At 37.7% G+C, this 12,502-nt stretch carries 8 protein-coding genes; 2 read left to right on the top strand and 6 right to left on the bottom strand.

The annotated features are described in order from the left end of the window. Nucleotides 1–43 precede the first annotated feature (43 nt). Nucleotides 44–574 carry a hypothetical protein gene (locus ABD676_RS07690; RefSeq protein WP_344674015.1) on the top strand — a complete coding sequence of 177 codons (531 nt, stop codon included), beginning with the start codon at nt 44–46 and terminating at the stop codon, nt 572–574. Nucleotides 575–806: 232 nt separating this feature from the next. Next, entirely contained in the window at nt 807–1,787 is a 981-nt protein-coding gene (locus tag ABD676_RS07695) for a deoxyhypusine synthase family protein (RefSeq protein WP_344674016.1), read from the top strand. A gap of 189 nt (nt 1,788–1,976) precedes the next feature. On the opposite strand, the gene ABD676_RS07700 is transcribed toward ABD676_RS07695, so the two are convergent. The 6 genes from ABD676_RS07700 to ABD676_RS07725 form a co-directional block, all read right to left on the bottom strand. Further along, nucleotides 1,977–3,539, bottom strand: coding sequence for a hypothetical protein (locus tag ABD676_RS07700; RefSeq protein WP_344674017.1), 1,563 nt, complete (start codon nt 3,537–3,539; stop codon nt 1,977–1,979). A 17-nt stretch (nt 3,540–3,556) separates the two neighbouring features. Next, the gene (locus ABD676_RS07705; RefSeq protein WP_344674018.1) at nt 3,557–5,014 is read right to left on the bottom strand and encodes a DUF4302 domain-containing protein; all 1,458 of its coding nucleotides are present in this window, start codon (nt 5,012–5,014) and stop codon (nt 3,557–3,559) included. A gap of 24 nt (nt 5,015–5,038) precedes the next feature. Further along, nucleotides 5,039–5,929, bottom strand: coding sequence for a substrate import-associated zinc metallohydrolase lipoprotein (locus tag ABD676_RS07710; RefSeq protein ID WP_344674019.1), 891 nt, complete (start codon nt 5,927–5,929; stop codon nt 5,039–5,041). 25 nt (nt 5,930–5,954) lie between these two features. Beyond that, a complete protein-coding gene (locus ABD676_RS07715) occupies nt 5,955–7,412 on the bottom strand; it encodes a RagB/SusD family nutrient uptake outer membrane protein (RefSeq protein ID WP_344674020.1) in 1,458 nt (485 codons plus the stop codon). Nucleotides 7,413–7,429: 17 nt separating this feature from the next. Continuing rightward, nucleotides 7,430–11,098 carry a SusC/RagA family TonB-linked outer membrane protein gene (locus tag ABD676_RS07720; RefSeq protein ID WP_344674021.1) on the bottom strand — a complete coding sequence of 1,223 codons (3,669 nt, stop codon included), beginning with the start codon at nt 11,096–11,098 and terminating at the stop codon, nt 7,430–7,432. Between the two features lie 125 nt (nt 11,099–11,223). Continuing rightward, nucleotides 11,224–12,462 carry a FecR family protein gene (locus tag ABD676_RS07725; protein WP_344674022.1) on the bottom strand — a complete coding sequence of 413 codons (1,239 nt, stop codon included), beginning with the start codon at nt 12,460–12,462 and terminating at the stop codon, nt 11,224–11,226. Between the last annotated feature and the right edge of the window lie 40 nt (nt 12,463–12,502).

Raw genomic sequence — 12,502 nt, forward strand, 5'->3', positions numbered from 1 at the left:
TTAAGACACTAGCTTTAAAATTTTTCACACAATTACACATATCATGAAACTAAGATTCCTTATTTCCGTCTGTCTTATTCTTATTAGTTTTACCACTACACAGTCTCTATTTGCCCAACCGACACCTAAAACAATTCAACCTCCAAACAGAGATCCTCAAAATGTCTTAAAAGGGAAGTGGTTTATGGATTTATCCCATTTGGGAGAGGACCTAATCATTTTGAGCAAAACAAATAAATCCAACAGTAGCATAAGCTTTTTGGATAAAGGACAAATACTATTAAACATTAACGAAGATGGAGCTAAAGAGACTATTAATACGAAGCAATCGGCATGGGTTAAAATTCGGAAGGATATTTCTGACCAAGATTCTAATGAAGAGTTAAATGTTCCTAAAAAACCGATACAGTTTAATCAAACTGATCCAGAAATGAGTGCCTCCTTTATATTCAAACAATTTTTTGAAGACGCAGAAGTCCGTGCCTATTATTTTAAAAAGGAAAACCTAATCTATTTAAAATCTACTATACTTATGAAGCAGGAAGGTCCACGGAATATTCCAAATCCTAATTAAAATTCATCATAAAACCTCCATACTATACCTATTTTGTCCTCTTTTTTTAACATTGGTAAAAAAATATCATAATTCCTCTTCCTAACTTAGCACCGCTCATTTCTAGCCCTGTTTTTAATCCAAATTTTAATTTCAGAAGAATAGCGATAAGCAAGCATAGGAAGATAGGCAGCAAGCAACATGCATCTACTGTCTTTTTGATTATTAACAACACAATTAAAACAAACAAAAAATGGAGAATAAAAAAGGTCCAGTTTCCCAATTTTTAGAAACAAACTTCTTGCACTTCAATGCTGCTACAGTAGTTGATGCGGCAAAAGGATATGAGGCACACCTAACAGCAGGAGGGAAGATGCTAGTTTCCCTGGCGGGAGCTATGAGTACGGCGGAACTTGGAATCTCTTTAGCAGAAATGATTCGCCAAGGAAAAGTCGATATCATTAGCTGTACTGGTGCCAATCTTGAAGAAGATGTCATGAATCTTGTGGCCCATTCACATTATAAAAGAATACCAAATTACCGTGATTTAACCCCTCAAGATGAGTGGGATTTGTTACAGAATAAATACAACCGCGTTACTGATACCTGTATCCCGGAAGAAGAAGCTTTCCGTAAAATCCAACATCACATTGAAAAGATTTGGAAGACTGCAGAGGAAAACGGAGAGCGTTATTTCCCTCATGAGTACATGTACCAATTACTATTGAGTGGTGTTTTGAAGGATGAGTATGAAATTGATCCTAAAAACTCTTGGTTATTGGCTGCTGCAGAGCGCAATTTGCCAATCGTAGTACCAGGATGGGAAGATTCTACCATGGGTAATATCTTTGCTTCCTACGTGATTAAAGGCGAGTTAAAAGCCGCTACGGTAAAAAGTGGAATTGAATACATGGTATGGTTAGCTAACTTCTATGAGCAAAATGCCGTGGGCCATGGTATTGGTTTCTTCCAAATTGGTGGTGGTATTGCAGGTGATTTCTCCATGTGTGTTGCTCCTATGTTAGAGCAGGATATGGAAAAACACAATATCCAAAAATGGCGTTACTATTGCCAAATCACCGATTCTACAACCTCATATGGCTCTTATTCCGGATGTATCCCGAATGAAAAGATCACATGGGGTAAACTCGATGTCGATACACCTAGTTACGTCATCGAATCAGATGCTACAATTGTGGCCCCTTTAATTTTTGCCTGGATTCTAGGTCAATAATTAGAGGTCATAAATACACACATTAACTATCCTACATATTGGGCTGGGCATTCTTGTTCAGCCCTTATTTTTTAATCACTAATTTTTATTTCAACTTTAGCCATAGAAGTATTCATGATTGGTTATTAATAGAAAAGCCTGACGACAATTGCGCCAGGCTAATATTATGAAACATTATGGAAAAATCACTTACTTCGGCACAATCCCTTCGGCTACAAACTGCTTATTCGTTTTCATACTTTTCATTTGTATACGCAGAGGTTGATTGGCTTGTAAAGCTGGTAAATAGTTGATGTGTGTTACTGCATTATCAAAGTTCTTCAAGACCTCGTATAGTTGTGGCCAAATTTTGTATGCTCGACTGGTGTTTTCAGGCACTTTCATAGGAACAGATATAGGATCATCAAACCCATAAAACTCATGATTTACAAAGGTTATTAAATCTACTTTAAAGGCAAGAATGTTATTCGTGTATTCAATGGAATCTTTAACACCATTTTTCTCCATCATAATCTTGTATTTGGTCAGTAAACCAATATGGATGTCCAGCTCTAAGGTGCTGAAGAAATCCCTACTCTTAGCAAAATCAAATTCAAATGAAGTGATGTTTTTATCTGGATTCAATTCTTTTGCCTTATTGCGTATAGCTAAGAATTGATTCTTCAATTCTGCAGACCATCCTAAACTATAATTCGCATCAGCTGACAACTTATCAAAATCGATCTTAAACTTAGTCGGAAGCTTTATCCGGTTTACAATATCATAAATCATTTTTTCCTCAATGGTAGCTGATGAAAAATAATATTCTCTATCAAGCGTCTCGCCCAATTCAAATGTTCTTTCTTCCGTAAATGAATAAAACGGTGTGGTTTGTTGCTTCAGATCAACCAGTTTTTCTTGATTGTTTTCTTGTACTAATGCCCGGTATTTTGTTCTTTCCGCATTCCATACTAGACCCTTTAAAATCACATTCTTGATAGGTACATCCTTATTGAACCTTAATGTATCGCCTAAACTAGAAGTGATATAAGATAAACCATGGCTGACTGTCGGAAGATAAGAGGTCGTATTGTCTTGCCAGTCCTCTTGGTTTTTAGCATTGGAATAAAATAACCAAACTCCGGTATAGTTGGGGTCTACAAGCATTTGCACTGGTTTTCCTTCTACATCAAAGCTGATGAAGGGGGTAGAATAATAAATCTGATCTTGTGCTGTATAATCTTTTTGAATTCCACCACTTGCAATATATTTTGCTTCCGCAGATGCTGGATTCAAAATGCGTATGCTCAATTTATCACCATATTGAATACCCTCCATTTCAAACCTTTTTTCATGAACCTGGGTAAAGGCATAACTATGGTCTGCACCACGTGTTAATTCTTCTCCAAGGTCAGTGATAATGGAAGAAAACAAAGAGGATTCTGTGAAATCTACCGTAGCGGTTACTGTGCTTGTTGCATATTTTACATCGACCTCGGCAGGAGTTGCATACTGTCTACTTTTACCAACCATGTTCAGCTTTGTTCCTGTTCCTTTAAACAGATAAAACACCTGTTTTATCTCATTCCCCTTTGGCATCAAAGTCAATTCCATCACCTCTGCTTGTTGAAAAGGAGTAAGGTATTTGGATTGAAGCAAACTATCCGTAACGGGATTTGCTTTTTCGATTTCAAAAGTGGCAAAACTATCTTTTTTACAGGCACTTACTGCAAGTAGCAAGGCAAGTAAATTTATATATATTATCTTTTTCATCTCTTTTAGGTAATTGGTTAATATGGTCTTCCTTCAAACAGAATTTCGTTCGTCCTCTTGTCATAAAATGCTATTAGTAACTCCCTATTGGATTTGGTATACTTCAAGGAATACTCGCCATCTACCACGGAGTTCTTAAAGGCATTTTTTAAATTTGGAAATTGCGCTGCATAAACAAATTGAGGTCCTTCATAATACATCGTGAATATTTCATCCGAATTGTAAGTGTATCTGAATTGATATGGAAAACTGAATTTATTATAAAATTCATCTTTTGCATTCCTGCTCGGGTTGGGTGCATCGGGTCTATCCGCATCAAATAGACCTAGGTTAATATTAAACATTATCCGTTTCTGCAAACTTTTAAAATCCAGTTTTACCCCGTAATACCTAACATCTGAAGTGAAAATTCCCAAGGCAATTCCAAGGTCCGAAGAAATAGTTCCTCCTAGAAATTTCATTACTTGCGAATAATGTGGCCAATCCAAATTGTCAGCTACAAAACCCGCTATCCAATTGGTGTTGTTGTAAGGGATTTCTATAGATGAATATGCGCCAGTCTGAAACATCTTAAAAGCACTGATGACAGGAAACTCTTGTTCTACAACCTCCAAAGCTTTGCCTTCGGAATCATACGCTTTGATAACGCCATTATCTAATCTCAATTCTTTTATAAAATGACCGTCAACCGCATAAGCATCGCCCAATAAAATACTATTGGAACTATTGTAGGCTAAGCCTGATTTATGAATATAGATGGAATCGGGAGTTACCTCCTTGGCAAACACAATTTGTCTTTGGTCTAAACTGATGGTCATTGTACTTAAGGTGTTTCCAGTTTTCACATGTAGACCTACTTTACCTTGATTAGCTTTACTAAAGGCATCAATTACTGAGTTATATTTCTGCCCATTCATCAGCTCAGTTTCATCCTTTTCTGTGGCTCTGATTAAATAGGCTTTTGTGTTTTGCAAATTGCCTTTCAGGTAGATGGTATCCTGATTGTTGCTTATGTCCTCAAAGGAATATTCCGTATCTACACGGTGGCCCCAACCCATATCCTGACCACCATTTTCCATCGTGTTTGGATCCGCAATGAAATGAATGTAGGAATAGGTGGAAAAAGACAAAGTCGTTAATGAAGTAAACTTCAGGTCATAAGCACTGACATTGGGTTTATCACGCATCTCTTTCGTAAAATCTCCAACCATCTTGACACGTTGATTATTCTTGTCAAATTGCATCATAAAAGAAAACCCCCCTTTATTTGTTGGGTTTTTCTTGATATCTGGAAAGGCTAGGAATTTCCATCCCGATTTGCTTGTCGCCAATAATGAATCATAATTGATGAAGTTCTTATCAATTTTATCAGTGGCTATGTTCGTTAGGTCTTGACTCTTTTGGCATCCTGATAATAACAAGAGCCCTAAACTCAATAATCCTAAGCTTGTTTGAATAATTTGGTTAAATTTCATGGTTACTAGGGTTTATTGATCGAATTATTTATTCTCATTGATATAGTTACTAATACCTGCTTTGACATCACTCTGCAATTGTCTAAAGTCAATACTCCATTTTTCCTTAAAGTATTCCACAACCAATTGCTCCTTTATCCTCAATCGCTCTTTTCCTTGAGGTGAAGAGACATTGATGATGTCGTTATACGCTTGTTGTCCTTTAACCAATAAAAAGGCAATAGTTTCAACAAAATCCTCATCAGAAGATGCCATCGCATAGTTTCTGACAAATCCTAAATCGAAAGCCTCCTTATCAGTGTAGTTATGCCATGTCGCTGTATAGTACTCTGGATTGACAAATTTGAATTGTTGTGAATACAGCTTCGTCTGGTGTAAGATGTGCGCTGTTTCGTGGTGTACCGTATAATTGGTGTTGATCGCGAACTGCTCATTGGGTGCATATTTATTGACGTCCATAATCGTGATCTTATTTGCACCTTCAGCCTGTCCTAAAACCATTGTTCCGTCATTATTATATTGGGCACTACCGACCAATACCCAAAGTTTAGGAATAATCTTTTTGACAAAAGTACTATCGCTGTTTTTTAAATATGGATTGGCCATGCAAGATAATACCAAACGCATCGTTGGAATAACAAATTCCTCCTTAGGTGGGGTGGTTACCTTCATGTAATCAATCTCAAAGGGGTCATATTGATATTTAACCGCAATATTGAAGGGTTTCGTCAAATTGCTTTTTATCCAAGCATCTATCTCCGGATTGCCATCTGGTTTAAATCCGCCCAAATTGTCTATTGGATCTTGAGGCAAAGCTGCTTCCTTATTACAGGAACTGTAAGAAAATACTAACACACCCAGAAATAGGGCAATTAGCATTCTGATCTTATCTATTTTTATATACTTAGCATTCATGTTGTTCATCTTTTATAGTAGTTAATTATCGAAGATTTCTTTCTACCCCACTCATTTGTACTTCCAATGGTATCTGAAGTATTCTCCTTGGATCATTGGCTCCTACAACAACAGGGGCTGCCTCATCTTGAACGATGTGATGTACAGGTATTCGATGTCTGATCATATCTAACCAACGCATACCCTCAAAGGCAAATTCACGGCGTTTAAAGTCTAATAATCCAGCGATGTAGTAATCGTAACGTAAGGTAGTTGAACCAGTCTTAAAAGCTTCTTTTAGTTGGTCCTCCGTTAAATTGGGAACACTAGTTCTGCTGGTGGTTAGTTTTTTCTTAAGGTACAAGTTGAATAACTCCAAAGCTTTGGCGTAATCTCCAGTCTCAATGCTCGCTTCTGCCCAGTTGAACAAGACTTCATCAGCCGTTAACAAAATGGCAATGTTATAGTTCTTTTGATTAAACGAGTAGCTTCTAAATTTTGGGATGTTATATAGGTTCTCTTGACCATACAGATTCCATGCATAAGTTGTACTTGGAATAGGAGGGGTCTTCCACATAAATGCTGTTGCAAATGCGCCATTGGCACCATAGCGTAAAAAAGGATATCCATTGATTTGTGAAGGTGCTGTTGCCATCAACAGGTTTGTTGGCTCTGAAGTGGATGACCAGATTTGTTCCAAAACATAGTAGGGAAGGACTTTATACTTCACGATATCCCGAATGCTGTTGGAGATAATATCATTACCTGGAAATACCAATTTGCTATATTTCTTTACGGCTTCGTAATCCTTTTTGAATAAATAAAAACGAGTAGCAAATGCTTGTGCCGAACGTCTGGTAAAATGATAGGAGGTAGCATCTGTATTGGCGATTGCATCATCATTTATTAATGGAATTCCAGTTTCTAAATCTGTCTGTATCTTTTCATATAATTCCTTGACGTTGCCGCGATCATATTTTTTAATAACGACATCCTCTACTTCGGTTACATAAGGAATCCCAGGATTAGCCTCTGGATTCACATCATTATAAGGTCGAGCAAAAAAAACACTCAACATAAAATGAGCATAAGCACGGCAAAGTAATGCTTCCCCTTTGTATGGGAGCAATGCCTTGGCATCTTTTTGTTCCTCAATATATTTCAAGGTTTGATTGGCTGCAGCAATTGCCTTATAGCATGCTGCCCAATAAAACTCTGGAGAATCCTCCGTATTGCTTTGTATATTCTCGATGAATTTATATACATCACGGTTGACAGCGTTCACCACAGAGCCTCCAAATGGTCCTTTATCGGTGAAGTTATCACTCATACTTTCCGACATCATGACATAAGATGCCTGTGGATAGGCAGTCGCCAATAGCTCTCGCGCTGCTTGTGGTGAATTTAATATGGCTCTATTGTCCGGGTCGACTTCTAAATACTTGTCACATGCTGTGAAAAGTAACAAGGACAAGAGACTGATTTTGGTTATTTTAAATTTCATGTTGCTTCGTGTTAAGGTTAGAATCCCAGTTTTACAGAAAAGGTATAATCGCGAGATAATGGAAGTGCAACACCTCCAGAGGCGAAGAATTCAGGGTCTTGACCATTTAATCGCTTGTCTGCATAAATCAAGAACATATTATTCCCCACTAAACTGATGGTCGCTGTTTTGATCTTGATGGAATTCATCCATTTCGCGGGAAGATTATAGCTTAACCGGGCTTGTTTTAGACGGACAAATCCACCATCAGCAACTCGTTGATCCGAGAAGTTGTAGGAACTGTTTGGAAAGTTACCATCTAATAGCTGTGCCTCTCTTCGTCCTAGAATCGATGGAACTTCATTATCCGAATTTAGAACCCAACGATTTAAGAAATCCCATGAAAGGGCATTTAGATCCGTGTAATTGTCGAAAAAGGCTGGGTTCATACGGATTTTATTCCCCATTGAACCAGTAATTAGGATGTTTAATTGAAGATTTTTATAGCTTAAAATGTTGTTGAATCCACCCGCTAAAATAGCATCCAATGGTCCTTCGTAAACCAAGTTGTTGATGAAAGGCGAATTCATATAGACATTACTGCTAGCTTCACCTTCCTGATTCACAAATACAGGAGCCCCGTTTACAGGTGAAAGATTCAAGAACTTCACAGAGAATAATCCTCTCTGCGGATAACCTATTACAGCTCCACCATTTGGTGAACTCAATACATTGATAGTTGGGTTGCCTCGTAGGTCCTCAATCTTCGACTTGTTATATCCGAAATTTAATGAAGTATGGTATTTCCATGTGTCGTTTTTGACGATGGTTGCCCCAATAGTAACTTCCAACCCGTGCGCCTTAAGGTTCGCGTAATTGGCTGTTTTAATGGTTTCTCCACCAATGGAAGATGTTCTTAAATCACCAATTAAATCAAAACTATTATGTGCATAATAATCTACGGTTAATTGATAACGTCCATTCAAAAAAGACATATCCGTTCCCAAGTTCCACTTGTACATCTTTTCCCAGGTCAATTCGGTATTGGCTAATCGCTCAATATTCATGATGGGCTCATTCTGATTCAAATACGGACGTGGAGATAGTGAATTACGAAGGATTAACCCCGAATTCTTGGCAATACCAATACTACCAACTAAGCCATAACTTGTTCGAAGTTTTAATGTAGAAAGTACTTTTTGCTTATTAAACCATGGTTCGCCATCTACGTTCCAGGATGAACTGACGTTCCAAGTTGGTAACCAACGACCAATGCGGCTTTTACCCAAGGCATTGGTACCGTCATAGCGAACAGTTCCACCGATATTAAGTTTGTCGCGGAAGGTATAGGTTCCTGTTCCAGCGAAGGCTAAATAACGTTCAAAAGTTGGCTGTGCACTGTAATAGGTTTCACCACGACTAGCATAATAGTAAAAGATGGCTGGATCTATATTTGGAATACCACCACGATCATACTGATAACCTACGCCTCGGTAATCTGATGTGTTTCGCTGTACATAGCGTAACTCCTGAAAGGCAAAAACATCCACACGATGGTCTGAGAACTTCTGATTTAAGTTAAGGGAATTACGGAAAGTATAGTTATCCATATCAATAGCATTTCTATTGCGGAAACCTCCATAAGGCAAAACAGAAACTGGCTCTCCTTCCACATTGTTTAAATCGCGGAATAAGTAAGGGTTTTGGTTAGCGATGGTAGAATTTTGACCATCTTCATCATATACAGAACCTGCTCGAAATGCTCTAGGAATATTGGAGGCTTCTTGGATAATGTGATCTTGTGAGGTTTTGATATAACGATAAGCCGCATCCAATAAGTAGGTTAGGGTAGGAATGATCTTATACCTCAACTCACCCTGCAACTTGAAATCTGTTCCTTTGATATCCAAATAATTGTTTTCCAATTCCTCTTGGATATTGAATTTGGCATAATTATTTCGAACGTAAAAGAGACTTCCGTCTTCATTGTACAATGGAACCGTTCTAGCGGTATTTAAGGCGTAATTAAATGGATTAATATCAAACTCCCGATTGAATCCTCCTTCATTTTTAGTGGAACGTTGTAAGGTTCCTGGAGCATTCTGATCGCGGATGTATGCTGTAGCAATAAATCCATAAGTTAATTTATCATTAGGCACAAAAGATGTACGGATATTTGCGGTTAATCTTTTTGCTTGATTTCCTTTAGCCCAACCTTGATCTTGAAGGAAACTGGTTGATGCATAAGTCTGATTTTTTTCACTACCACCACTGATGGAAACAGCATGTTCTTGACGCAAGGAATTATTGAATAATTGATCAAACCAATTGGTATTGATATGCGCAAATCGACTTAAATATTTTGATTTTGCATCTGGATCATTTAATAATGGGAAAGTTCCTGTTTTTTCATCATAACCCAACTCCTTTGCCATAGTACCATATACACCATAGCGGCTCTGTGTTAATATCTTAGTATAAGTCAACCAACCCTTCATTTCCATTTCATTGAAAATTTTCATTTGGTTGTAAGAGTCCAAGATATCGAATGAATTATAGCTTGGTTTCAAGGATGTCGTAAAGTTCCCAGTATAAGAAGTAATCAATTTACCTGCTTTACCTTTCTTGGTCGTAATAACAACAACACCATTCATGGCACGCGCTCCATATAAGGAGGTAGCTGCAGCATCCTTTAAAATTTCAAAAGTTTCAATATCATCCGGATTAATACCAGCTACAGCAGAACCCAATAAGGTACTTGGGTCTCCAGTTGACAATTGCTCATTGGAGATGTTTACTACATCTTCCAACACGATACCATCCACAACCCACAAAGGTTTGTTTTCACCGGTAATGGATGTTGCACCACGAACACGAATCTTAGGTGCAGCACCAAAAGTTCCTGATACGTTTTGAACTGTCACACCAGCAACTTGTCCTTCTAGCATTCTACTGACATCGGCAACCCCGTCCCGACGGATGTCTTCTGCCTTTAATGTCGTAGATGCACCAGTGAAATTACGTTTCCGGATAGTTTGATAACCTGTAATGACTACTTCCTCAATATTCTGGTCTGAGGGACTAAGGGTTATGTTCAAATCGCTTCCTCGAAAGGTAATATCCCTGGATTGAAAACCGATAGCGGAAATATGAATTACAGCAGAGGAGGATTTTACAGGAAGTGTAAATCGTCCGTTATTATCGGTTGCAATTTTGTTAGTACCTCCCTTTTCCATAACTGTAGCTCCAACTATGGCTTTTCCATTCTCATCACGTACCGTACCTGAAGCTTGTATTTGTTGTACAGTTGAAACCTTTGTCGGTCTTGCTGCTTCTGTAATCGTAATAACATTCTGATTGAATTGGTAGGATAGGGGTTGGTCCCTAAAGATCTCGTCCAATACTGTTTTTATATCGGCATTTTTGACATTAATGGTGACCAGTTTTGAAATTCTAAAATACTGCTCTTTAGCTAATACATTGCAGGAACTCTGTTTCTGAATACTTTCTAAAACAGATTTCAAGCTTGCTTGTCGAACATTTAAGGTTATTTCTTGGCCTATGGCAAAACCAAGACTAGGTAAATAAAGACACAAAAAGAACAGTATTATCAACTTTGGACGCAAAGAATTTCTTTGATGCGATCCTTGTTTTTTTACATACCTCTTGCCTTTAAATTGATAAGTATCAATTTTTTTAGTTATCATAATTTATTTTTGGTTTTTAGAACTTGGATTAACTTTTACAGCAACCAAATACTACAGGTTATATAAAGTGTGAAATAATATATGTGATGTTTATCTCTTACTTAGGATAATTTTTTTCTGCTGCATTAAGGATTCACATAAACCCTCCTTTTTACAATTGAAAACTTCGTTTGAGTACCCACAGAAAGCGCATTCAAGATGGCAGATAAATCGAGGTCTCGGGAAAGATTGGCATAATATCCTTGTTTACCGATTTCCTCATTTGGCAGGACAAACTCAACACCATACCAACGCTCCAAATCTTTAATTAATAGGTTCAATGGCTTATTGTCAAAGATGAATCTATTGGAAAGCCATGCCATTACTTCCTTACTATCTACCGTTTTCTTAATTAACTCGGCATTTACTAAGGTACTTTGCTCACCCGGGTTCAAGTATTGTGATTGTGGAACAGTGCCTTTTGAGATTACTTTTACTTTACCTTCTACTAAAGTGGTTTGCTTCATCAGCTCATCCGAATAATCTCTTACGTTGAAATGTGTGCCCAATACTTCGATGGTTTGACTGTTAGTTTGTACCTGAAAAACAGCATTTGGATTTTTTGCAACCTCAAAATATCCTTCTCCATCTAAGTAAACCACACGCTTATCCGAAGCAAACTGTGTCGGAAATCGTAAGGAAGACTCACTACTTAACCAAACTTTAGATCCATCTGGTAATTTAAAGGAGGTAAAGCCACCTGTTGAGGTCTTAATACTGCTGAAAGCTATTTCCTCAGACACTGCGGTCTTATCTTTTAATTCAAATACGATTTCATTATTGTCTCCTTTACTTACGATGTAGGTTTCATCGTGGTATAAAAGGCCTTCTTTATCATCCTCAATCACAACGCTTTTACCATTTGGAAGCGTCAGCGTAGACTGATTTTCCATAGGCTCTACTAAAGCTATTGTAGGATTTTCGGGGCTTGTAATTTCTTTTTCTGGACGGTTGTACCAGGTAATACCAAAGATGATGAGTAAAGCGGCAGCAACTGATGCCCATGAAATGTATTTTTTCCAAGGATTGAGGTGCTTCACTTTTTCAGACTGCTCTTCACTGATTAACAAACTAGCTTGAGCATGATCCTCTAATTTGTTCCAAATGGAACCTATCTTCTCGTTTAATCCTTCGACATGGATGTTTTCATCCATGGACGTCATACCCAACTCAGGATTGGTTGCTTGAATTTCTTGGAGACATTGAATGATCTCTTCATCCTTAAAATCCTCCAACAATTCGAAGAGTCGAATGAACTCCATCTCCGATATGGAATTGCGCAAGTATTTCTCCAAAAGAGATTTTAATTCAAAGGCTAACGGCATGTTTATTTTTGGTTATATACGCTAATACGTCGAACAAGCT

Origin of the sequence: Sphingobacterium kyonggiense (assembly GCF_039536825.1) — a bacterium.
Lineage (GTDB): Bacteria > Bacteroidota > Bacteroidia > Sphingobacteriales > Sphingobacteriaceae > Sphingobacterium > Sphingobacterium kyonggiense.

Bases quoted from the DNA above. Each gene is read 5' to 3' on its own strand.
- ABD676_RS07690 (WP_344674015.1), top strand. From the start codon at position 44: ATGAAACTAAGATTCCTTATTTCCGTCTGTCTTATTCTTATTAGTTTT.
- ABD676_RS07695 (WP_344674016.1), top strand. From the start codon at position 807: ATGGAGAATAAAAAAGGTCCAGTTTCCCAATTTTTAGAAACAAACTTC.
- ABD676_RS07700 (WP_344674017.1), bottom strand. From the start codon at position 3,539: ATGAAAAAGATAATATATATAAATTTACTTGCCTTGCTACTTGCAGTA.
- ABD676_RS07705 (WP_344674018.1), bottom strand. From the start codon at position 5,014: ATGAAATTTAACCAAATTATTCAAACAAGCTTAGGATTATTGAGTTTA.
- ABD676_RS07710 (WP_344674019.1), bottom strand. From the start codon at position 5,929: ATGAATGCTAAGTATATAAAAATAGATAAGATCAGAATGCTAATTGCC.
- ABD676_RS07715 (WP_344674020.1), bottom strand. From the start codon at position 7,412: ATGAAATTTAAAATAACCAAAATCAGTCTCTTGTCCTTGTTACTTTTC.
- ABD676_RS07720 (WP_344674021.1), bottom strand. From the start codon at position 11,098: ATGATAACTAAAAAAATTGATACTTATCAATTTAAAGGCAAGAGGTAT.
- ABD676_RS07725 (WP_344674022.1), bottom strand. From the start codon at position 12,462: ATGCCGTTAGCCTTTGAATTAAAATCTCTTTTGGAGAAATACTTGCGC.